Annotated in this window: 15 protein-coding genes and 7 pseudogenes; 9 read left to right on the forward strand and 13 right to left on the reverse strand. The window is 60.3% G+C overall.

The window, feature by feature from the left end:
- Positions 1–139: 139 nt before the first annotated feature.
- From AB5K84_RS37560 to AB5K84_RS37570, 3 genes and pseudogenes are all read right to left on the reverse strand, one after another.
- Positions 140–720: pseudogene (locus AB5K84_RS37560) on the reverse strand (IS6 family transposase); the annotation flags it as partial.
- Positions 721–1147: 427 nt separating this feature from the next.
- The gene (locus AB5K84_RS37565; RefSeq protein WP_154694111.1) at positions 1148–1288 is read right to left on the reverse strand and encodes a hypothetical protein; all 141 of its coding nucleotides are present in this window, start codon (positions 1286–1288) and stop codon (positions 1148–1150) included.
- 116 nt (positions 1289–1404) lie between these two features.
- Positions 1405–1575, reverse strand: a complete 171-nt coding sequence (locus AB5K84_RS37570; RefSeq protein WP_162130978.1) for a hypothetical protein — start codon at positions 1573–1575, stop codon at positions 1405–1407.
- 75 nt (positions 1576–1650) lie between these two features.
- On the opposite strand from AB5K84_RS37570, the pseudogene AB5K84_RS37575 reads away from it, so the two are divergent.
- Positions 1651–1857, forward strand: a pseudogene (locus tag AB5K84_RS37575) (IS256 family transposase); the annotation flags it as partial.
- A gap of 695 nt (positions 1858–2552) precedes the next feature.
- On the opposite strand, the gene AB5K84_RS37580 reads toward AB5K84_RS37575, so the two are convergent.
- Positions 2553–3290 (reverse strand): glycoside hydrolase family 12 protein, encoded by a 738-nt coding sequence (locus AB5K84_RS37580; protein ID WP_014497847.1) that lies wholly within the window; start codon positions 3288–3290, stop codon positions 2553–2555.
- 293 nt (positions 3291–3583) lie between these two features.
- On the opposite strand from AB5K84_RS37580, the pseudogene AB5K84_RS37585 reads away from it, so the two are divergent.
- Positions 3584–3913, forward strand: a pseudogene (locus AB5K84_RS37585) (IS256 family transposase); the annotation flags it as partial.
- A gap of 243 nt (positions 3914–4156) precedes the next feature.
- On the opposite strand, the gene AB5K84_RS37590 reads toward AB5K84_RS37585, so the two are convergent.
- Positions 4157–5077 (reverse strand): group II intron maturase-specific domain-containing protein, encoded by a 921-nt coding sequence (locus AB5K84_RS37590; RefSeq protein WP_257784501.1) that lies wholly within the window; start codon positions 5075–5077, stop codon positions 4157–4159.
- Between AB5K84_RS37590 and AB5K84_RS37595 the strand changes: the two genes are divergently transcribed.
- Together AB5K84_RS37595 and AB5K84_RS37600 are read left to right on the forward strand one after the other, a co-directional pair.
- Positions 4963–5217, forward strand: a complete 255-nt coding sequence (locus tag AB5K84_RS37595) for a ribbon-helix-helix protein, CopG family (RefSeq protein ID WP_223153759.1) — start codon at positions 4963–4965, stop codon at positions 5215–5217. The two genes, AB5K84_RS37590 and AB5K84_RS37595, sit on opposite strands and share 115 nt — an antisense overlap.
- A 140-nt stretch (positions 5218–5357) precedes the next feature.
- Positions 5358–7115, forward strand: coding sequence for a recombinase family protein (locus AB5K84_RS37600; RefSeq protein WP_011084759.1), 1758 nt, complete (start codon positions 5358–5360; stop codon positions 7113–7115).
- Here AB5K84_RS37600 and AB5K84_RS37605 read toward each other — a convergent pair.
- From AB5K84_RS37605 to AB5K84_RS37620, 4 genes and pseudogenes are all read right to left on the reverse strand, one after another.
- On the reverse strand, positions 7005–7706 hold the full coding sequence (locus AB5K84_RS37605; RefSeq protein WP_223153760.1) for a reverse transcriptase domain-containing protein: 702 nt from the start codon (positions 7704–7706) through the stop codon (positions 7005–7007). The two genes, AB5K84_RS37600 and AB5K84_RS37605, sit on opposite strands and share 111 nt — an antisense overlap.
- A gap of 507 nt (positions 7707–8213) precedes the next feature.
- Complete coding sequence (locus AB5K84_RS37610; protein WP_014497849.1) at positions 8214–8405, reverse strand: hypothetical protein; 192 nt, start codon at positions 8403–8405, stop codon at positions 8214–8216.
- A gap of 17 nt (positions 8406–8422) precedes the next feature.
- Positions 8423–10792, reverse strand: coding sequence for an LPS-assembly protein LptD (locus AB5K84_RS37615; RefSeq protein WP_441232734.1), 2370 nt, complete (start codon positions 10790–10792; stop codon positions 8423–8425).
- 1269 nt (positions 10793–12061) lie between these two features.
- A pseudogene (locus AB5K84_RS37620) lies at positions 12062–12843 on the reverse strand (IS5-like element ISBj2 family transposase).
- A 137-nt stretch (positions 12844–12980) separates the two neighbouring features.
- Here AB5K84_RS37620 and AB5K84_RS37625 point away from each other — a divergent pair.
- Positions 12981–13397 carry a hypothetical protein gene (locus tag AB5K84_RS37625; RefSeq protein ID WP_026312806.1) on the forward strand — a complete coding sequence of 139 codons (417 nt, stop codon included), beginning with the start codon at positions 12981–12983 and terminating at the stop codon, positions 13395–13397.
- 108 nt (positions 13398–13505) lie between these two features.
- On the opposite strand, the gene AB5K84_RS37630 is transcribed toward AB5K84_RS37625, so the two are convergent.
- Together AB5K84_RS37630 and AB5K84_RS37635 are read right to left on the reverse strand one after the other, a co-directional pair.
- A complete protein-coding gene (locus AB5K84_RS37630; protein WP_011084751.1) occupies positions 13506–13832 on the reverse strand; it encodes a DUF736 domain-containing protein in 327 nt (108 codons plus the stop codon).
- Positions 13833–14933: 1101 nt separating this feature from the next.
- The gene (locus tag AB5K84_RS37635; protein ID WP_026312807.1) at positions 14934–15140 is read right to left on the reverse strand and encodes a cold-shock protein; all 207 of its coding nucleotides are present in this window, start codon (positions 15138–15140) and stop codon (positions 14934–14936) included.
- Between the two features lie 446 nt (positions 15141–15586).
- On the opposite strand from AB5K84_RS37635, the pseudogene AB5K84_RS37640 reads away from it, so the two are divergent.
- Positions 15587–16270, forward strand: a pseudogene (locus tag AB5K84_RS37640) (class I SAM-dependent methyltransferase).
- 35 nt (positions 16271–16305) lie between these two features.
- On the opposite strand, the gene AB5K84_RS37645 reads toward AB5K84_RS37640, so the two are convergent.
- Positions 16306–16746, reverse strand: coding sequence for a hypothetical protein (locus AB5K84_RS37645; protein ID WP_026312808.1), 441 nt, complete (start codon positions 16744–16746; stop codon positions 16306–16308).
- A gap of 1008 nt (positions 16747–17754) precedes the next feature.
- Between AB5K84_RS37645 and AB5K84_RS37650 the strand changes: the two genes are divergently transcribed.
- Positions 17755–20100: an outer membrane protein gene (locus tag AB5K84_RS37650; protein ID WP_232675247.1), complete on the forward strand. Its 2346-nt coding sequence runs from the start codon at positions 17755–17757 to the stop codon at positions 20098–20100.
- 34 nt (positions 20101–20134) lie between these two features.
- Here the strand turns inward: AB5K84_RS37650 and AB5K84_RS37655 are convergent, their stop codons facing one another.
- A complete protein-coding gene (locus tag AB5K84_RS37655) occupies positions 20135–20275 on the reverse strand; it encodes a hypothetical protein (protein ID WP_156149859.1) in 141 nt (46 codons plus the stop codon).
- Positions 20276–20438: 163 nt separating this feature from the next.
- Here AB5K84_RS37655 and mobQ point away from each other — a divergent pair.
- Both mobQ and istA read left to right on the forward strand, forming a co-directional pair.
- Positions 20439–21421: pseudogene (gene mobQ, locus AB5K84_RS37660) on the forward strand (MobQ family relaxase); the annotation flags it as partial.
- 307 nt (positions 21422–21728) lie between these two features.
- Positions 21729–23032 (forward strand): annotated as a pseudogene (istA, locus tag AB5K84_RS37665) (IS21 family transposase).
- Positions 23033–23039 lie beyond the last annotated feature (7 nt).

The raw sequence follows: 23039 nt of genomic DNA on the forward strand, positions 1-23039 counted from the left end.
TATGTCTGACCTCGAACACACCAGAACGTCCTGCCGTAGCGGCCGATCAGCTTTGCGGGCTGCATCTCGGTCTTCGTCGGCCATGATGCAAGAAGGCCAAGGAAGAACGTGTGGGCGACGCATGGATGGCATCGTCAACTTAATCGACCGCCGAGACGAAGGAGGCGATTTTCAAAGGTCCGAGATTCGGCGATAGCGCTTGTCGCGGAGATTTCGCGCCAAGTCGCAAAGGCTCGTTCGCGCGAAGCACGACGGAGGTCGGCGGCGACAGCTCCGAGATAGGGGATGCGGAAACGTTCGCGACCTGATCGTGAACTGACTAAAACCGTTGAGCCTGATGGGGCGCTTTGAAACGCTTCATGATCCGCTCGCGTCGCCGCGTCTGCCGATGAGAATTCTCGGCGCGATTGTTGAGAGTTTTGTGCGGGCGATGTCCGACGTGAAAGCCCATGCTCGCCCTCGCAGCGCCGTACGAACGGAGCTTGTCCGTGATCATCACGCGCAGCGGCGTGCCGGCGGATTCAAGCGCTTCTTCATGAGCCGCTGCGCAGCGCGCGAGTCTCTTCGGGGCTGGATCAAGACGTCGAGAACGAAGCCATTCTGGTCGACAGCGCGCCAGAGCCAATGTTGTTCGCCCGCGATCGAAATAACGACCTCGTCCAGATGCCATTTGTAACCGCGAGCGGAAGCGCGCTGGCGGATGCGATCGGAGAACGCCTTTGCCATGGTCGGTGTTGTAAATCTCCGGCGTGCCGTACGTCGCCGCGCCTCGTCCAGAGCCGCCACGCAGAACGAGACGTCCATCGTATTCGACAGCCGCCACGCCAGAACCGCACGGCTCGCTCAGTCGATGATGGCGACGAGATAGAGAAAGCCGCGGCCGATGGGCAGATACGTGATGTCGGCCGCCCACACCTGGTTCGGCCGGTCGATCGTTCATGTTGCGCAGCAGATCGGGACAGAGATCTTGTGGCCCGGCGCCGGCTTTGTCGTGTTCGGCTTCGGTCCCAGCGCGGCGATGCCCATCTTGCGCATCAACTGTTGCACGCGCTTGCGATTGACCGCAAGCCCCTCAGCCTCAGCATCGCGGTCATTCGCCGCGAGCCCAGGAATGGCCAGGCGGTGATCAGCTCGTCGATCCGCTGCATCAGGGCAAGGTCGTTGAATTGGCCGGCTGTAGCGGCCGGTAGACGCTAGAACGGGCGATGCCGAGCAACATGCATTGCCGACGGATCGACAGCGCCTGGTCGACGCGCTCGAGCATTCCTCGACGGTCCGGCGTGCTCATCTTCCGGACCTCCGCGCTAAAAACTCGCGCTCGACCGTCAGTTTGTCCGATCTTGGCGTGCAGCTTCTCGATCTCGCGTTCGCGCGTTTCCTTCGCTCTCGCGCCCGACACCCACGTCAAAAGCCGGGCCGCCTGGTCCAGCAGCTGCTTCTTCCAAGCATAGATCTGGTTCGGTGAACCTCATAGCGCTGGGCCAGATCGGCAGCCGTCGCCTGCTCCCGCACCGCTTCCAGTGCGATCTTTGCCTTCAACACCGCGTCGATCTTCCGTCGCGTCTTCTTCGTCATCATGCCCTCCGTCGATCAAACGGAGCGGCCCTTTTCCAACCTGGCCTCTCGTCCCAAAACCGGGGTCCATTTCAGGGCACCATTCGCCGGGTCACGCGCAACGTCAAACGCCGGCGGGATGCCGGTATGACCTTGCGATGGGTCGCGGCCGGCATGATCGAGGCCAACAAGGGTTTCCGATGATTGAAGGCGCATAAGAAATCGTCGGTTCTGCGTGCGGCCCTTCAAGCTCACCACGATCGCATGACGATCAAGCCCGTTGCCCACGTCACGAGCGCGGCGCTCAACAGCGATCGGGACATCTCCCGCTACCTTCGCTCACGAAAGGTCGCGCAGCGGGCATTGATCGTTCTCACCCAACTCGGCGAGGTGCGGAATGGCCCGTTTCAAGAACAGTGCCGAAAGTTCGGTGGTGATGCGAAAATCCAAAATTGCGTATTTCGCTCGCTATTTCTTTGAGCTTGTGAAAAACGGGCGCACTGCAAGGTAGGAGCGGCGGCACAGCTTTCGTCCGTTAGAATTGCTGGTCGTCCCACGACATGTTTCTCTCCTCGGGGGATTGCGAACGAAGATCGAGGGCGACTAGGCGAAGAGTCCACTTCTCGACGTCGCCCCCGCAACAAACCACCCAGCCCCCGACGGGCTGCCCACGCAGCGTGAGCATTGTGCGAATCGATTTTCGTCCGGTGCGATCAGCTCCACATGTTTGCTAGGGAGCTGTCGCATTGCCTGGCCGAAAATGTTCCTGAACTGAGTTGTTGCCTCACGTAATTTTCTCTCCACCGCTGGTAGCGCCAGATCCGTCACCTTTGATTGTTCTCGCAGCGGCTCCAAGGCGATCTTTGCCTTCAGCGCTGCTTCGATTTTCCGTCTCGTTCTTCTTCATGGTCTCCGTTTATCAAAACAAAACGGCATCCGCACCATCTGAGCCGCCGGTCCAAAATCCGAGGCCACTTCACCTCACCGACCGTGGGTACTCACCTCGATGTCAGGGTCCAATTATTGAAGTTGAAGTTCATCCCACCTGGAGAGGAGGTGATCTCAACGCCGTATTGGACGTTGCCGACGTTTATCTCCCCAAAGTACCCTTTAGACTTGATCCACTGCAGGACACTCTTGATATCCACCGTCCCACTGTTGGTCTTCGAAGTGCGCAGGAATGAGATGACCTTATGGTGATTTTCTCCTTGAAACACGTTCCAAGTCGCTCCGCCTACATCGACATTTGTGTAGATCGGTATCGCCGCCCCGGAAGAAGCGTACTTGTAAGAAATGGGCTTGACGTTGCCGCCACCATCGGGATTGCCGGTGTAATTCGTCCAGAGCATTATCTCATACTGATTTGAGCTATCCCAGATATCGTAGGCGACGTCCCAGGCGCCGCTAGTCGGAACTTCCTGATTGAAGTTCGAGATCAGAGTGTTGATCGAACTGAGCGGTTTGCCGACATTGAAACCCTCGTGGGGATAGCTCTTGATGCCACCAGTATCAGGCTGGTTCGACCACACCCCCCACTGGTTGACAGCACTCACCGAGATAGTCTGGGGTCCTGCGCCCCTGCCCCATACGTCGTTGTTCCAACTGTAGCCATCGATTGAAAAGCTCCCGTATTGAGCGCTCGAACTCCATATCGGAGCTTTTGCCGATATTGGCACAAGCGCAACACTGGCCGCACTCAGGGCCGCAAACACCTTTAGCTTTGACACGCTCGCCATTCTCAATCTCCAACCTGACCTTTGCCCGCTCGCCCCTCGCAAGAGTTGGGCCATTATGCGCAGAGCCAGACGTGCTATTTTTCTCGCGCTCCGGGTTGCGTTCCCGACAGGCTGGCGGATTTCAGACAGGGTCCCGCCGCAGGATTGGTTGGAATTGAAAGCGGCGTAGTCTCTGAGGTGATCAACCTCGAATCATCCGCCGTTTGGAGCGCCGGATCGGAGACCATGCCATGACCAGCAATGTCACAAAGATGCATTTCCCCGCCGTGTGAAAGAGAGACGGCTCCGCAGCTTTTCGAAATTGGTTCGATCCGGTTGAAACGGCGGTGCGGAAACCAACGCGGGAACTCATTAGAGGAATTGCTCCGCAGCGAGCTCGATGCGGCCCTTGCGCGGCCGCGCTACGGACGCGGCATGAAGGCCGGCCATGAGGGAACGCCCCGTTACGGGCATCGACACGGCAGCCTGCCGCGGTCGCTGACCGGTAGCTTCGGGTCGATTAAAATCGCGGTCCCGCGTGCGCGGCTTGACACCCGCGATGGGGGACGACCGAATGGAAGAGCCAATTGCTGCGGGCTTGCAAGGATCGCCTCAGCCCTGCCGAAGTAGACATCGACAGGAGTGAGGTTGTCGATGCTCTCATGATAGCGGACGTGATTGCAGTGTTCGACGAACCGGGACGAAGCGCATGGTATTGCGCGCGACAGCTTCGCTGATCGCCTCTGCGTCGGCAGCATCAGTCTTCCCGCGCTTGAGTAGAGTCGAGGAGAGGCGCGGTGATGCGCTTGTTGCGCGTTCCGTTTCCTCTCCCCGCTCATCAAACCGGACGTGCGGTTTTCCCGCATCCGGCTTTCCGACAGGTTTCGTCACAAGGCGCACGTCGGCGACACTTTGCGCACGCGGTTCAGCACAAGTACGCCAGGGTTCCCATAGATCTGATCAGAGAACCGTCTGACGCCACGTCCTGGCGTCTTATGTCGTCTGCGCAGAAAGGCGAGCACGCGGTCAAAGACGTGTCGATCAACGGCCTGATGAGCCGTAGCAAGCGAGCCATAGCTGAAGTAAGCGGACCAGCCGCGCAGAAGGCGGTTCAGTCGTGCTTGTACTTCGGGCCAAGCGCCCTTGTTGCCCGGCGTCAGCAGTTCGCTGACCTTCCTCTTGATCCGCAGCACGCTTTTCTTCGACGGAGCCGCGCCAAGATACCACCGCCCCCCATTGCGGAAGTGGCGGGGTCCGAGCGTGTACCCAAGGAAGTCAAAGCTTTCCAATCGGGCATTCTTCACCGAGGTTTTAGTCTCGTTGAGTGTCAGCCCAAGCTTGGTCATCACCGCTTTCGTCCACGTCAATGCGTCTTCCGCGTGGCCGCGGCTGAGAATGACGAAGTCGTCGGCATAGGAGATAATCTGGCCATGGAATGCTTCACACCGACCGCTGAGACGCCAATGCTTCAGGAACCGGTTCATGTAGATGACGGAGAGCAGCGGACTGATGGCTCCCTGAACGCAAAAGATAACTTCCGCTTTGAACGCGTCATCGTCGGCTGGCGTGATAGAGCCGTTGTTGATTTGAGACGCAAAAGGTAATACCGTTATGTCATATGATTCGATCGACGCAAGCGCAGAAAGCCGAGCGGCTGAGGGCGGCGCGACGCTTGCTCGCGAAGAAAATCGGCATGGCGGAGGCGGCCTTGGTGCTGTCGCGCGAAAGCGGCTTGTCGCTGCGGCAGGCCTATCGCTATCTCGAAGTGGCCAAAAGCAGGGAGCGGCTCCTTCCCGCGCCGCAGCCATCAGTGACGCTCTCCCTGAAGATGCCGGCCGATCTTGCCCAAAAACTCCAGACGCATGCGACGGCTTCCAGGCTTTCGGCAAGCGAGGTGATGCGCCGAGCGGTGGCCGCTTATCTCGCGTCTGTCCGCGAAGATGGCTGAGCGGCGAAAAAAACGCGACGTTCGACTCGAATTTGCGTTCGATCGCCTCGTCGCCGTCAAACTTGAACAGGTTTACGAAATTCTCGTTCCAGATCAGGTGCGCTTCGCGCGCGCTGGCGCCGATGTGACGGGAGGCGAAGATGAAGACCGCCGCGATTTACGCCAGAGTGTCGTCGGACAAACAGAAGGAGGAGAACACGATCGCCAGTCAGACGAGCGCGCTGATCGCTTTCGCGCGCGAGCAGAACTGCGACGTGCCGGCGGAATGGGTGATCGAAGACGACGGCTATAGCGGCGCGAGCTTGTTGCGCCCCGGACTTGAACGACTGCGCGACCTCGCCGCAGAAGGGCGGATCCAAGCCGTGCTCGTCTACGCTCCCGATCGGCTGAGCCGGCGCTATGCGCATCAAATCCTTCTTATCGAAGAGTTCGCGCGCGCCGGCGTCGAAGTCTTGTTCATTCGCTCGAGACGGGCAGCGACGCCGGAAGACGAGCTGCTGCTGCAGTTTCAGGGCATGATCGCCGAATATGAACGCGCGCAAATCCTGGAACGGTCGCGGCGAGGGAAGCGCCATCGCGCCCTTCAAGGCCAAGTGAGCGTGCTTTCCGGCGCTCCGTTTGGCTATCGCTACAAGCGCAAGACCGATCACTCTGCCGCCTATTATGAGATCGACGAGCGACAGGCCGGTATCGTGCGCTGGGTCTACGAGCTTTACACCGCAAAAAGCCACAGCATCGGCGCCATCACGCGCCTGCTCAATGAGCGCCAGATTCCGACAGCCAAAGAAACAGGCCGCTGGGAGCGCTCGACGGTCTGGGCGATGCTGCGCAATCCCGCGTATAAAGGAACGGCCTGCTTTGGCAAGACGCGGATCGCGCCGCGCATGCGTGTGACGCGGCCGTTGCGATTGCGCGGCGGCGTCGCTCCTCGCAATAGCGCAAATCATGAGCTTCCTCGCACAGAGTGGATCGAAATCCCTGTGCCGACCATCATCAGCGAAGAGACCTTCGCATTGGCGAACGAGCTTTTGGAAGCCAACAAGAAGCATGCCCCGCGACGCACGATCACGCCGAGCGCCCTGCAAGGATTGTTGAGCTGCGCCAAATGCGGCTATGGGCTCTATCGCACCTCGACCAGGTCGAGCGCTCGAACCATCCATTACTACCGCTGCTTGGGCTCGGATGGCTGGCGCCGGCTCGGCGGGCCGGTCTGCGACAGTCGCCCGACGCGCCAGGATTTGCTGGACGAGGTGGTATGGAAAGAGATCGCGCGTTTACTTGAAGACCGACAGCTCATCGAAGACGAACTTGAGCGCCGGCTCAAGGCGGCGCGCAACTCCGATCCCACACAGCGCCGGGAGGAAACGCTTCGCCGCGATCTTGCGCGCTCCCGGAAAAGCATCGAGCGTCTCCTCACGGCCTATCAAGAGAGCCTTCTCTCACTTGAAGAGCTGCGCAGTCGCATGCCCGATTTGCGTAGCCGCGAACAGGCTTGCTTGTCGGCGCTGCAGGCGATCGAAGACCAATCGCAGGAGCAGGAGGTTTGTCTGCGTCTCGCTGAATCCGTGACTAGCTTCCTCGAGCGCCTCCGCTCGTCCGTCGGCGCGCTCGATATAATCGAACGCCAACGCGTGCTGCGCCTTCTCGTGAAGGAAGTCCTCGTTGGCGACGACAAGATCGTCATCCGCCACTCCATCCCCCTCCCACCCACCCCTCCCGGTGGAAAGGCGCCCGGCGCCGCCAATAGCTCCGTGACCGCTCCCCCACCGCAAAGTTATCTTTTGCGTTCAGGGAACCATGACACCCCCCTGTGGCGTGCCACACTTGTTGCTCTTACCGCCGCTCATGCGCCGTTTCCCGTTGCTATCCCGCTCCTCGACCGGTACTCGCAGCCATAACTTAATCAGCCGCAGCACATTCCGGTCGACGATGCGTCGGGCCACCGATTTGAGGAGGTCCGAGTGCGGTATCGTGTCGAAGTATTTCGACAAATCGGCGTCAACAACATCTGTGTAGCCCCGGCACATAAGCCGGTGCACTTCCTTGACGGCATCGACCGCGTTGCGGCGCGGGCGATATCCATAAGCTCCGTCCTCAAAATCCGCCTCGAAGATCGGTTCCAGCACGATCTTTGCAGCAGCTTGGACGACCCGGTCCCGGATTGTTGGGATACCGAGCGGACGTTCGCCGCCGCCGGGCTTCGGGATCATCACCCGCCGCACCGGATCGGGCCGATAGGTCTTCGTGACGAGTTCATCGCGCAGGCCAGCCAACCATGCTTCGAGTCCCGACGCGTCGATCTGTTCGAAAGTTATTCCGTCCACTCCCGGCGCACCCGCGTTGGCGCGGGCCAGCTTGTAGGCATGGCTCAGAATGTCCTCGCGGCAGATCTTGTCGTACAGCACGTAGAAGCGGAAGGCAGGCTCCGCCTTCGCCTTACAATAAAGCTTTCTTTCTCTGAAGGCTCCTGATCTTATCGGGCGTTTCAAGGCTCATCGCCAATCTACCCTTTCCCTCGCCATCTTCAAAAGCGCACCTGAAGTCAGGGTCCTTTCCTCCGCCGGAATTACCCGGTTTCATCGGTACCTTTGACCCTGTCCGACTCCCGTCCGGTCCATCGACTACTCAATGCTGAAGGCGCGACCTTCGACCAAGACGGGTCTCCCCCGATTACCCGTACTACCTTTCCAACGTGCCGTGCCCATTACCCCGGTGAACCAGACAGGTGCGTGCGTCGATTGCTTCCCTGTCCGCACGGCCTTCCCCGCCATACGATCGGGTCGGCATTCACATCGTAACTTTCGAGGCGTGCTCAGGCTTCACTCACGTTACGGCCCGCTGGATTGCTCGGCCGCCTAAAGCGACCTTTGTCACGAGGCTTCGATCCGTCCGATTGCTCGTCCAAACCGCTCGTCAGCTACCAGATCAATCGACAACTCTCTGGGTGGATCCTTCCTCCACTGGTAATACGCGCCGTCGGGGCGGACCGAATGGCTTCACATATTGAGGTAGCAGCAGTTTGACGTCATGACCCAAAGCCGCGATCTCGCGCGCCCAAAACCGACATGGCTGAAGTGGAACAGTTCTGCGCGTTCGTCGAACTCGAGCTTTCCCAGCACAGCCGTGACCGCCTGCCCGCTATTGCGCGCCTCGGTCGTGGTGGTGACGTCCCCCGACGTGACCCGCATGCGCCGCTATCCGTGCCTCAGAAGCCGATTGCGATCGTCCCGAATGTTCGTAGACCTATACTTAGCATGTAGGTCTCATTCAAGACGGGGGGCACGCCGCCTACCGTATAATTGTAGGATTTCAGATAGTTCAATCCCAGCACCAAGCAATCGTCGACATAGCCGGCACCGACCACATACTGGTTGATCTTGTTGGCCTCGAGGTCCCAGCGCGCCGAGCCCGACACCACCCAGTTGGTCGCGACCTTGAGCGAGCCCGAGGTCAGGATGCCCTCGCGGCGCGTCAGATAGCCGAGTTCCGGCTGTGCCGCGTAGTTGCCGTACATCACGCTGATCGACCAGCGATCGAAGTTGGCGCGGCCTTCCGCCTCGAAACGCTGGACGTTCCAGGTCTGCTCGTCCATGCGGGAGCGGACGCTGAAGGTGTAGGTGCGGTTGGGCGAGTAGGCGATGCTCGCCACGTAGTCGGAGCGAGGCTTGTCGAGACCGGAATCCACGCCCGTGTTGATGGAGTCCTGGACCGCGTAGGAGTTCATGCCGAACAGCTGGTAGGACTGGCCGAACAGCGTCTTGACGGCGCCGCCCCTGTCGAACTGCGTGGTGGCCTGCACGCCGACATTGGCGCGGCCGCCGCCCTCGACGCGGTCGTAACCGGAGAACTTGTCGACGCTGAACAGGTTCGATGTGTCGAACACCATACTCTGCGCGTCCTCGTTCGGCAGCTTGCCGGCATAGGTCTCGTTCGGGCGGATGATGATCTGCGCGATCGGCTCGATGGTGGTCGAGCCCCAGGGCTGAACGTTGATGAAGGGATAGCGGTATTCGAGGCCGACGGTCGGCATCAGGCGGATCGCCTGGGTGTCGCCGACCGGCAGGTAGTTCGACACGCCCGGCTGGTTCGAGACCGAGGAGTTGATCGCATCGGCACGGAGGCTGGCGAACGGCGTCCAGATCTGGCCGAGCGGGTCGGTGAAGGATTTGCGCCACTGCGCTTCCGCCGTCAGGCGGGTATAGGTGCCGGGGAAGCCGCGCAGCAGGCACTGCGACGGCGTGCGCGCGAGCGGATCGGCCGACGCCGTCGTGCACAGGCTGTTGGTGTTGGCGAGCGTCGTGATCGGATCGAACACGGCGGTGTCACGCGACAGGTTCACGAAGTTGGTCTTGTAGCTGAACTCGCCGCCGAACACCGGATAGTTGAGCACGTTCGAGTAGTCGATCACGGGGTAGACGATCGGCACCTGGTTCTGGTTGCCCGAGAAGCTCAGCCAGTACATCGTGCGCGCGTCGAAGAAGCTGCGATTGCCGACGCCGGTCAGATAAAGCTGCGAGATCGCATCGGTCGGCAGGTTCAGGAACGATCCGAGCGGGTCCCTGTAGGCGGCGAGGCGATAGTCCGAGAAGAAATAGTAGTCGGACATCAGGACACCGTCCCAACCCCAGACCCATTTGTCGTTCAGCGCGAACTGACCCTTGGTGTCGATAGCGCCGCGGAACTGGCGGTCTCCGGGCTGCCCGGCAAAGGCTCCGGGATCGAGCTGGTAGATGCCGTAGGCGCGGATCTGATAGGCGCCGTCGATCAAGCGCTGACGGAATTCGCCTTGCAGCAGCGCGCCCTGTCGCGACATGAAGCGCGGGGTGAAGGTTGCGTCCATGTCGGGCGCGATCGCCCAATAATAGGGAACTTCGGCGCCGAAGCCGGTGTTCGTCGTGCCGGGGAAGTAGCCGGGCATCAGGAAGCCGGATTTGCGCTTCACGGTCGGGTCGGGCGTCGAGAAATAGGGCATGTAGGCGATCGGCACGCCGAAGAACTCGAGCTGCGCCGTCTCGAAGTACAGCATCTTCTCCTGCTGGTCGTGGATGATGCGGGCACCCTTGACCTGCCAGAGCGGTGGCTTCTTCGGATCGTCCTTGCACGGAGCGCAGGCCGTGTAGACGCCGTTCTCGAACACGGTGTAGTTGCCGCTGGAACGGTCGGCGCGCGTTGCGGCCATCCGTGTCCGGTCGGCGGTATCGACCCGGAGCGAACCGACGAATCCGTCGCGATAGTCGTCGGACAGATCGATCGTCTCGGCATAGGTGATCTTGCCCTCGGCATCCGTCATGCGGATGTTGCCTTCGGCATGGAGCCGCTTGGTCTTCTGGTCGTAGGCGACCTTGTTAGCCTCGACGCTGGTGCCGTTGTAGAACAGCTGGACGTTACCGACCGCCGAGATCCGCGAATTATTGTAGTCGTAGACGACCTCGGTCGCCTGAACCAGCATCTGGTTGTCGTTGGCGGCCTTCGGCGGCTTCGGACGCGGCGGCTGCGTATTGTAGGAGACGTTCTGCGCCGATGCCTTTACGACGGGGCCGAAACCAGTCGCGATGACAACGGCTATGGCAAGCAAGCAGTCGCAGACTAGCGACGTGAAGAGCCACGGATCGTGCCCTGGCGCAACCGCAGTCAGTTTGTGACGATGCGCAGCCACAGCCACTAACCTTTCCGTCGGGTCAGCAAGGCCAACAATCTGATGAAGCGGCCAACGCAGACTGGCGGCCAGACCGAAGTCTCCAGTTGCATGAACTCACACTTACTTGACGTCCTGATACAACTAGCCACAACAGCGAGCAGGAAAATGGTGAACACGTTACCTTAAATTCTCGGCATCGAGCCGTGGCACTGGCTCCAGCCCTCTTGCGGTTGCGCAGAAACCCTCGGCAATCGACGCGAACCGCTACGCTGAAATCTCTTCAAGTCGGCCTCGCTTCGGCCCAGGGAATTCGTGCTGAAGGCGTCGCGCTGGAAGGTTTGCGGAAGCATGTGATGGCTGATCTGACGGGTTATCAGGTTCATCCGAACCGAACTATGCCTGGAAGCACAGCTACTGGAGCAAGCTGCGAGAGCCCAGGAGCAGCAGCAGCGCGATGGGCGGAGCGCGAAATGCCGATCGCGGAGAAACTCCGCGTCTCCGATAGGCGATCTTGGGCGGCAGCTTTTTCAGCAAAGGGATCAGGAACACGAGCAGTCCGCGCTCATTGGCCAAAGCTTTGACGAACTGTCGGTCCGCCGACCATGCCACTTGGTTCGCGTGGGTCGTTCCGATATCTGTCAGCTGCGACCTACTCCGAAGGATGCTGATCTGTTGTTGTTGCGGCGAATATGCCAGCTGCTTGCTAATCGGCCGTTTCACGCCCCCCGGCGCATGACGGCCATTATGCGGGCCGGGAGCCATGCGGTGAAGCGCGAGCGGGTGAAACCGTTGATGTGCAGAATGGGAAGGCTCAGGCCGAAGCCGCGAATAACGCAACCGTCGGGGCCAGAGGCCAATGTTGTGTTCTGCTCCGCCGTTTGCGGATTGGTGCCAGAGGATCAGACACAGCTTCACTGCTGGCCCAAAGTCGGCCGGGCCGGCCTGCCGCGGGCTAGAAGCGCAATGGTTGTGGCTTCCCAAAGACGAACTCCAGATCGCATCATGCACTCCGCTGCCCCTTCCTGTCCAATAACGAGCGCCTGCGCAAACGAAGCAAGCTGCGTGCCGCTCGAAGATGGAGATCCTCAAGCGGGTTTGTTCATGGTACATGCGTCCGGTTGTGGACATTGGTCCGAACCAGACAATCGAGTCCTTGGCAGTGATATCGGTAGTTGGTGGAACGCACGATTGCACTAGGGTCCAGACTCAATTGAGCCAATATGCGACGAGAGCGGCGAGATGAACAGCGGCCAAAAAATTACGGGCGAGCTTGTCATATCGCGTGGCGATGCGCCGGAAGTCCTTGAGCCTGCCAAAGCAGCGTTCGATGACATTTCGTCCTTTGTAGGCGCGTTTGTTGAAGCGATGGATGCGACACGGTTAGATTTATTGGGGATTACGGGCTTGGCGCCACGACGAATGATTTCGCCGCGAAGCTTGTCGCCATCATACCCTTTGTCGGCGAGGAGCACGCTCATGGGTGGCGCGAGCGCCAGGACATCGGGAGCCGCAGCGATATCGGCATCCTGGCCTGGAGTCAGATGCAGGACGACCGGCCGGCAGAGCGGATCGCTCAGCGCATGGATTTTTGTCGTGCGGCCTCCGCGCGAGCGGCCGATTGCTTGATTGTGCTCCCCCCTTTTCCGCCGGAGGCACACCGGTGAGCTTTAATCGAGGTCGAGTCGAGCGACAGTACGACGCCGTCTTCGCCAGGCTTGGCCAGCGCTTCGAAGATTGCGCACCATCGTCCTCGCTTGGCCCAGCGATTGAAGCGATTGTAGATCGTCGTGTAAGGGCCGTATTCACGTGGACAATCACGCCATCGTGCACCCGATTGCAGCATGTGAATGATGCCGCTGACGATGCGTCGGTCGTCGTCCCGATCCGGCCCCGTCAGTCCCCTCGGCAGATGCGGTTCGATACGCGCCCATTGCCTGTCGTTCAGCCAAAACAAACCAGCGCGCATTCTCTCGCCCCCGAATCAACACGTAGGCAAGAGAATCACGTGGCGCTATTTAGGTACAGACCCTAGTTGATAGGCGACTTATGTAAATCTGGTCTGTCTTCAGAGACGCATACCTGTCCAGGGACGGAAGGGCGTGCTGAGTGAGATGGAGTGAGCTTTATGACCTTGTCCGAGCACTTGCCAGCCGACATCCGCGAAGTCATGGACGCTTACGTCGGGGACCTCAGGCCCCAACCTTGGCGGATTCGCTTCCTCTTGCTGATTGATCTCCTTCAAGAGAAGTTGGAGAGCGGACCCGCCGCTGAGTATCGGCGTCTACTTCAACAATGGACCGGCATAGTGACGGCAATCTTGGAACACTTGCCGCCTGACAGTTCGGTCGTCGAATGTTTGGGGTTGATGAGCATCAGCTTCAACGACCAATGGCGCGCTCAGGCGCTCGGCCAGATCGAGCGCGATCCCACTGTGCTGGATCAGTTGGTCGCAATTTGCCCCGACTGGGAGGACATCGTCGATACCGTATTAGAGGCCAATCAAAGACGGCCGATCAAGGCGGGGCAAACTCGCGCTCGCTGATCGGGATTGATCCGGCATGTGTATCGGCTCGCCAAGCTCTGCACGGGCCAGCTCTTGAGCTTAGCGATGCCCCGCCCGGGCCAGCCGGGCGAGGCATTGCGGATCGGATCAGTCGCCGTTCCGACGGTTTGGACGAGACCAGATCAAGCTGAAGCCCTCGCCCTCCTCATCGGCGAAGAGGTTCGCGAAGATCGGTGCGGTGAAGCTCGGGTCGTCGAGCTTGAGGCCGAGATAGTCGCGGCCCTCATTGGAGCGCTTGGACCAGGCGGCCCCGATCTCAACCCGGCCGACATAGATCCGGTGGCTGGGGGCGTTGTCGCCCGAGCGGCTGGTTTCGGGGACGATGCGGACGTTCCTCGCCTGCAGCGAGAGGGTGACGATTTCGCCGTTGAACTCGTTGTTGCCGGTCTTCTTGAAGGTGCCGATGGTCGCCATGGTAGTTCTCCTTGATCTCTGTTTTCCGAGCCCGCACCTTGCGGCCTCGATGGTGATCGACAGGCCGGAGGCGATCGACGGCGCACCCCGAAGGGGCCGAAGCGTCAGCGGAGGATGGCAGCCAAGCGACTTTCTTGTTTCGCGAGGAATGACGGCGCAGCCGGCAGGGGAAGAAAGTCGATCGGCGCCGTTGCGCCATAGGCGGTCGAGGCGTCAGCCGTCCTTCGGCCAGATCAATCCATCGAAGAGGCCGTTTGGTGCGCTCGGTCCGAACAGAGCTGACATCAAAGAGAACGTGGCGATCTGCGAGTCCACTGAAAGAGTTGGCGCAACCGAATCTAATGGTGATGAGCTCTCTTTATTGCAGGTAGACGGATCTCCGCTTCCGCGATCTCGGATCGGCTGGACGCCCCGTTGACGAGAGCGGCTGGCCGTATCTGTGATCCGTCGCCATTTGGTCGACGCCGCCCAAGGACTGCCACGAAACTGCCACTCTGCGATGATCGGTCGAGCCTCGACGCCTGGGCCGCTCTCACTGTATCTCAAGGAAGAATCGCGAGCACGCTGAATGCCTGATCCGGTCAACCCCTTTCAATGTGACGCTATCAGCCGTCGCCAGGCCTTTCCCCGGCCGGCCCTGCAGCGGTTACGACATATTAGCCGCGCAGCCCAAAAGGAGGATCTCGCGCAGGACGATGCCCGCTAGAGCTCGAGGGAGAAGAGAACCGGATGAGCGACAATAGCAACCTCGAAAACAGAACCATCGAAGCGATACGGCACTATCGCGGGGCCCTCGCCGTGGTCGACGGCCTGGAGCGAAAGGAACGTTCCGCGCATCGAGCACTGACCAGGACACTGCTTGAGTTGGGGCGCGCCTTATGCAGCGAAGACCCGAGGTCTCTCAAGGATAGCATTGAGATTGGCTTGGTAGCTGTCTCGCGGCGGGACGAATCGTGGGCCAACCTAAGCGAGGCGACTGCACCTTTGGATTCAGCCCGTTCGACTTTGGCCGCCCTCGAGTGCCAACTGAGATATATTCCAAATGTCTCAAAAGCGCGAGATTCGGACTAGCTCAAAGAATGCCAGCATTCGAGCTCCGCCTCATCCTAGGCGGAGATTTTCTGCGGCTTGTTTGCCGCTGCGGTTCGTCACCAGCTCGTAGCCGACCTTCGCGCCTTCAACAAGCGAGGTATAGCCGGCCTTCTCTACCGCAGAGATGTGCACGAAAACATCTTTGCCACCATCGTCCGGCGCAACGAATCCATAGCCTTTCGTCGGGTTGAACCACTTAACGGTACCTAACGCCACGTCATTTGCTCCAAAAAGAAAAACCACCTTCTCATCTAAATCAATCAACGAACCGGCGGCAAGTCTCTGCGCGAAGTGGAAAGGAATCCGTTGTCTCGCTCGATCGCAGGTCTTGGACAGAAGGCCCCACGTGATGGTCGTGCGAAGTTCAAGCACCTTGAAATCGGCCGACTTCAGGAACGACGACGCAAGGTCACATTTTCTTCGAAAACCGCGTGCTAACTGTCGCCTGGTTGTCGCAGCCGGATGTACGCCGTGGCATCACGTGGCCCCGGCTTTCATGCCGGGGTTTTTCGTTTTCGGCGCGAGAAGCCCGATTTAAGATTTAAGATGTCTTTTTGTGCAGCTTGATTTCGGATCATGACGCGTCGCAGCCCACTGCGACAATTCTGCTTGGATCAGCAGGAACGTCCCGGGCAAGGCGAAAAGCCGAATAGCAGGCAGACATGGCGCAGAATATTTACGACAATCCCGATTTCTTCGCTGGCTACAGCCAGTTGCCCCGGCAGATGTATGGACGCGACGGCGCTCCTGAATGGCCCGCGATCCGGGCTATGCTGCCCGATCTGGGCGGGAAACGCGTCGTCGGTCTAAGATGTGGCTTCGGCTGGGCCTCGCGCTGGATGCGCGAGCAGGGCGCGGCCTCGGTTCTTGGTCTCGATCTGTCGCGGAACATGATCGAGCGTGCCAGGGCGCACACAGCGGACACTGCCATCGAGTATCGCATCGCCGATCTCGACACACTGGACCTACCTGAGACGGCTTTCGACCTCGCCTACAGCGCACTGACCTTTCACTATGTTCAGGATTTAGGCCGCCTCGTGCGCTTGATCCGCAAGGCGCTGGTTCCTGACGGCATTTCGTCTTTACAATTGAGCATCCGATCTTCATGGCAGCGGCACATCCGCACTGGATTTCTGATGAGGAGGGCCGCAAGACTTGGCCTGTCAATCGAATTCCGTCGAGGGTGAACGTCGGACGGATTGGTTCAAGTTCGGCGGGTCGAGGAGTTTGCCCCGACACACGAGCAGATCCAGCAGATGCCGCAATTGGCCGAAGAACTCGAACGGCCCATGATGCTGATCGTGTCCGCGTCCACATCGATCGCCGGCGAAGCGATACCGTCGTGACTGGGTCGTACTAGGCCGCCGCCCCAGTACACATATCAGCCCCGCGGCAAGCGCTGTCTTGCTGGTCCGTCCGCGGCTATTCCAGTGAAGCGGATGAAAGCTGTGATGCTGATGGCAACGGCTCCGACGACCGCGAAAACCGTCTGCCACGTGGGTGAAGACATCGCCATCTGGGCAATTCCATGCGTAGCGCTGTAACCGGCGACGGTGGCTGGTGCGACGTAGAAGATGATGACGAAGAGCCGGAGCCAAGTCCAAGTCACGAGGGCGAGTGCGAGCTGGCCGATGCCGAAGGTTGCGGCGCCAGCCACGGGGCCGACAGCGATGCCGCCCAGAGCGCCGGCTCCCGTGTGGAAGGCCCAAAGACCAATCGTTACCCCGGCGAAGACGGGCAACGCGAAGACTGCAAGCGTGAAGAGCAGCCAGGCGAAGAACCCTATGACGAGGAAAACAAGCAGTGGTCCCAAGGTGATCATGGTGGTGGGCTCCGTGAGATAAAGGTCTGACGGTCGCGCCTTCCACCACCACCGCGGCGCGAACGCAGTATAGCAGCAAACGGCGGCGACGGAATCGTCACAGATCAAGTTGCGCATTTTTTGTCATTAGCGCGAGCTTGCGCCCAAAAGGCTCGTGGAATCGGCGTTTGACCCTTTGTGATCTTCAACTGGGCGCCTACCGGTTGAAATCACCTAGCGCAATCAGTTTCAGGAAGTCCTGTGTTCTTCTCCATTTCGGCGGCCACCCCATCGTATGGGTTGCTTTTGAGCATCCGGGATCACAATCGCCACTCACTCCAAAGCCCTGATTGTTTTCCGTTTTGGCGGCGCGCAACTATTCCACGCAACTATAAACGTTGCCTATTGGATCTGCCCTCGCAAATGTCGGGCTATGGAGAGACTGCCGAAAGCTCACATTGTCGAATTTGAGACAACAGTCGGCAAGTTGACGACAAACTCTTCCGAAGCCCCTGCAAAACATGCGAATTCAGTTTGGCACATGCATTGCTTCATTCGCGCACCATCACCAATCGCAGTGCGGTGGTCTTCTGGACGGACCTGGCGCGCGTTGCCGCGGGTCTGGTCTGCTCCGACGATTTGTCGTGCGGCGATACTTAAGGAGGCGCGTCGTGAACTGGGAAGTGCAGGACAAACTTTGATGCGATCTAGAATTATCTTTTGTGGAGCGACACCAATTGCGCTCGTCGCGAGCAGCGCAGCCAAGGCATTTTGGCGGCACGAGTGTCGCGACGGCTTCGACAGTGCAGTTACTTCCGTTTGCGATTCTGCCGGCGGACACAACCAGCCTGACCAGCAACTATCACATCGGAAAGTTTGGCCTGAACTACCGCTTTGGTGCGGACCAAGAGGCCGCGCAATGGTCCGACGGGCCGCTGTATGCGAAATCAGCCGGCAGCGTACAGGGCCGGTCCCGCTCCGCGGATCCATTTCACACTTTTCCAGTCTACCAGGGACGTACCAATAACCATGGGGCATGATCGGTTTCGTTTTTCTCGTCCGTGCTGGTTGAAGGCATTGCTTGCCAGCAACTCAATTTGCTGGATGGCGGGCCTTTACGGTCCGGCTCACGCGGCGGACCTGCCGGTCAAGACCGCGCCGCCGATTACGGCAGCGCCGTCGACCCTGTGGAATTGGACCGGCATTTACGTCGGCGCGCATCTCGGGGGCGCATTCGGTTCAAGCGATTGGCAGACCGCCACCGGGCTGCAGGCGGATTTCTCCAACAGAGGTTTCCCCGGAAGCGGCAACGCCGAAGGTCTGCTTGGCGGCGGCCAGATCGGCGTTAACTATCAGTTTGGCACTTGGGTGACCGGACTGGAGATCGCGGCAAGCGCCGCCGATGTCGACGGCTTTGCGAAATGCGCGAATCGTGCGGACAACCGCTACGGCGTGATCAGCTTTACCTGCGACAATCGCGTCACCTCGCTCGGCACGATTGCTGGCCGGCTAGGACAGACCTGGGGCAATCTGCTGATTTACGGCAAGGCCGGCGCGGCGTGGGCGACCGACGAGAGCGATGCCCGGACCAGTCACTACATCAACAAGTTCAACCAGAGCGGCACGCGTTGGGGTTGGATGGGAGGATTGGGACTTGAGTACGCATTCAGCCCGAATCTGTCAGCGTTTGTCGAATACGATCATTTTGATTTCGGCAGCAAGGACTCCAACTACGTCGACCAGTTCAACAACGCCTCGACCGTCGGCTTCAGGCAACGGTTTGATATGATCAAGGCAGGCGTCAATTATGGCCTTGGCGGGCCGATCCTGAATGCCAGGGCCGATGCGGCGACGACGCCAGTGCTGCTTGGCGGCTGGACGATTGAAGCCGGGAGTCGCTATTTTGGCAGCACGGGCCGCATGCAGAAGGACCTGTACGGCTTGCGGCCCACACACCTGGTCTCTCGCCTGATCTATGGCGATCAGACCGGACATGCCGCGGAAACCTTCTTCCGCTTCGATCACAAGAGCGGGTTTTTCGCCAGGGGCAATCTTGGCCTCGGGCCTCTCGTCGACGGCAAGCTGAACGATGAGGATTTCCCTTACATCAACTACTCCAACACGAACTCGGACATGAAGAGTGGTAGGTTCACGTATGGCACCGCGGACGTCGGTTACAACTTCATCAACGACGACGGCCGCAGGCTTGGTGCGTACGTCGGCTATCACTCGTTCTATGAGCGCGCCAACGGCTTTGGTATCCAACAACAGGCGACCAACGGGCCCCCGCTAGAGGCTTCGAAGAGTTTCCTGGTCCTAAGCGAAACCGAGACTTGGCGGGCGGCTGCTATCGGCATCAATGCACAGGCGAGGCTGTCCGACAGGCTCAAGCTTGAAGTCGATGCTGCCTACCTGCCTTACGCTAGCCGCTCCGGCTTCGACAACCACTGGCTCCGTGCCGATATCAATCCCACGCCTGATCCGGGCCACGGCTGGGGCACACAGTTCGAGGCCGTGCTGTCCTATGCCGTCTCCGACCGCTTCAGCGTTGGTGTGGGCGGCCGCTACTGGTTCTTTACAACCGATAGCGCTTACTCCCAGTTTCCCGGTGGCTCACCACAGACAACGAAGTTCTATTCGGAGCGCTATGGCGGCTTCCTGCAGGCCTCCTACAAGTCCGGCGAACTCGACACCGCCCAGGCCAAGGCAAACGGGATCGATAAGGAGCCCCCACCAGTGATGCCCACGAACTGGGCCGGCGTCTATCTCGGCGGCACGATCGGCGCGGGCAAGGGCAGAAGCCACTATGCGGATCCGTTCCCGACGCCGGTGTCGGGCGACTACGCTGATCTGGGTGGTGCCATGTTCGGCGGTCAGATCGGCATCAACTACCAGACGGGCTCTTGGGTCCTGGGTCTTGAGGCTTCGGGTTACTGGGCCAACGTCCAAGGCACCAACACCTGCTTTGGTGCATTCCCGAGCCCGCAGATTGCCGGCTTCAACTGCGGCAGCCAGATCGACGCTCTTGGCGCTCTGACCGGGCGCGTCGGGTACGCGTTTGACCGCACGTTGCTGTACGTCAAGGGCGGCTCCGCCTGGGATCGTCAGACTAACCAGTTCAACACCGGCGGTATTTCCGGCACCATACTGACGAATGGCAACACGAACTGGGGCTGGACGGTCGGCGGCGGTCTTGAATACGCGCTGCTGCCCAACTGGTCGATGGCGCTGGAGTACAAGTACTACGACTTCGGCAAGTCGCCCGTCTTTACCACCGCCGGGCTTGGCAGCGTACCGCTTTCACCCAACAGCACGACCGTACAGACCGTTAGCCTTGGCGTGAACTACAAGCTGCCGATACTTGGAGCGAGGTAAGAGTCGGGAGATACTGACGCAAGAAGGCTCGGCCTCACGGCTGGGCCTTCTTGTTTGCTGGCCGACGCTCCGGCACGACGAGTTCTCCGAGCAGCCGCACGCGCAATTCCCTCAGTTGTTTCGTCCTGTTGGCGAATGCTTTCAACTCCGCATCAACGTCCTGTCGTTTGCGCATCTTCGGTCTCCATCGATTGATGATGCACCTGAGAATAGCCACGCGCCTGTGGAGAGGCAGCCGGTGGATTGCGAACTATGGTGAGCCGTCCCGAGAATTTTTTTCAAGGGGCGCTTATACGTCGTTCCGACGTGCGCTTGTTGATAGTAGCTGGATTGCCGTCATGGCAATCTATCACCTCAGCGTCGAAGTCATCAGCCGCGCGAAAGGACAGCGCGCGATTGCGTCGGCCGCCTACCGCTCAGGCTCGCGGTTGCATGACGCGCGTATCGACCGCGATCAGCACTTTTCCAACAAGAGCGGCATTGTCCATTCCGAAGTGATGCTGCCAGAGCACGCGCCGGAAGCTTGGCGCGACCGTGAACAGCTTTGGAACGAGGTTGAAGCTCGTGAGATCAGAAAGGATGCGCAGCTTGCCCGCGAGGTGGAGTTTGCCATTTCGCAGGAGATGAACCAGCAACAGGGCATCACACTGGCCCGCGACTTCGTAGTGGCCGAGTTCGTGGAGGCCGGCATGACCGCTGATCTCATTTTGCATTGGGATATATCGGCACGGACGGCATGGCGAAACCCCACGCCCATGTCATACTCACCATGCGCGGCGTGAGTATTGGCGAGGATGGCGAGCCTAGGTTCGGTCCCGAGCTGTGGGAGTGGAATCGCACGGAGCTTGTCGAGCGGGGGCGCGAGCAATGGGCCGAGCATGTTAACGAGCGATTGGCTGAACTCGATCGATGGCACGGATCGATCACCGCAGCCTTGAGGCCCAGGGCATCGCGCTTGAGCCGCAGCACAAGATTGGCAGCCCCGGCAGCGGATGGAGACGGAAGGTCTTTAGGCCAAGGGCGCCGAGGACTATCGACGAATTGCGCGGGAGAATGGCGAGCGGATTATCGCGGACCCTCATGTTGCACTGGACGCCATCACCCACCAGCAGGCGCCCTTCACCGGGCGTGACCTTGCGATGTTCGCGCATCGTCATTCGGACGGACTGGACCATTCAACCAGGTGATGAATGCGGTGACTGCCTCGCCTGATCTCGTGGACCTCGGCAATGACGAACGGGGCGAGGCACGATTTACCAACCGCGCCATGATCGAGGCCGAGCAGCGGTTACAGCGCGCCGCCGACCTCGTGGCTACCCGCAAGGGCGGGCAGTGGAGCGTGGCACGTGTTTGGACTAGCTGCCGAGCCCCTGCAGCACCAGCCGGTTCAGTCTTGCGGCGAAGGCGGACTCCCGGCAACAGGTCGGGATCGTCGGTGATGATTGTCATCCCCAAACATGCCGGCGGCGCCTTCCAGGAGCTAGTTAGCCAAGGCAACCTTCGCCTTGAATGCCGGAGAGTGCGCCCGCCGGCTTTTCTTCGTCATCTTCGTGTCGCGCGCCATGGAAAGCTGCCTCCTCAGCGTCACGAGCAATTGCCCCCTCCTCGGATAGCTGAGGAGAGAGTGAATGAAGCAAGAACGAGCTGAAGGCTCGCCATGGAGCGATCCACGGGGGCAGGTGATGAAGACGCCGGATGACGTGGCGGAGATGTTGCGCCTGAGGCGTGCGGGTGGGGTGTGAAGCCGATTGCGCGGCATCTGGGCTGCAGCCATCACACGGTGAAGGACTACGTGGCGGCGGGCGGGGTGAAGCCGTTCAAGTCGCCTGAGCGGCCGAAGCAGCTCGACGGCCTTGAAGGTTGGCTGCGCGAGAGGCTCATTCGGCATCGCGGCAATGCCGACGTGGGCGCCAGGACTTGTTGGCCGAGCGAGGCGTGGCAGTCAGCCGGCGGACGCTGCAACGCGCCGCGCAGCCCTATCGCCAGGCGCTGAAGGCCGAAGCGCTGGCGACGACGCGCTTCGAGACGCCCCGGGCCGGCAGCTGCAGATCGACTTCGGCGAGCGTCTGGTCGAGATCGGCGGGGTGAAGATCAAGGCGTTTGTGTTCGTGGCGACGCTCGGGCATTCGCGGCTGCTGCATGTCCGTGCGTTCCGGGCCGAGAAGCAAGAGCACTGGTTCGCCGGGCTCGAGAGCGCATTCGCGATCTTCGGCGGCGTGCCGGAGGAAGTGCTGATGGACAATCCCCGCGCGCTCGTGGTGCGCCATGACGCGGTGAGCCGGTTGGTTCAGTTTAACGACAGGCTCATCGCGTTCGCGAAGCATTGGGGCTTCCGTCCTCGCGCTTGCGCGCCGTATCGGGCGCGCACGAAGGGCAAGACGGAGAACGGCGTCGGCTACGTGAAGAAGAACGCGATTGCGGGGCATTCCTTCGCGAGCTGGGAGGCATTCGAGGCGCATCTCGTCGAGTGGGAGCGTGAGGTAGCGAACGTGCGTATCCACGGCACGACCGGCGAGGCGCCGATCGTCCGCTTCGCGCGTGACGAGGCACACCGGTTGAAACCGCTCTGCGGGCAGCCGTCGTTCGGATCGTTGCGCGAACTGACCCGCGTCGTCGGCCATGATTGCGCCGTCGAGATCGACACGAACGGCTACTCGGTGCCGTGGCGGCTGATCGGCGAGCGCGTGGCGGTGACGGTCGCGGCCGGCGAGGTCCGCATCCGCCATGGCATGCACCAGGTTGCGATCCACAAGCAATCGGATGGACGCCGGCTGCGGATCATCGACACCGCCCCCATCTCGATGGTGTTGCTGGTCGCAATAGCGCGGTCCGCTGGGCTGAGATCGCGGCGGCGGTCCTGACGCCGTCCTCATCGCTGTCGTTGTTGCGCCCTCTTGCCGAACACGAAGCCGTGGTGGGAGGAAGCTTCTGATGGCGCG

Source organism: Bradyrhizobium sp. 1200_D9_N1_1 (assembly GCF_052075915.1).
GTDB lineage: Bacteria > Pseudomonadota > Alphaproteobacteria > Rhizobiales > Xanthobacteraceae > Bradyrhizobium > Bradyrhizobium diazoefficiens.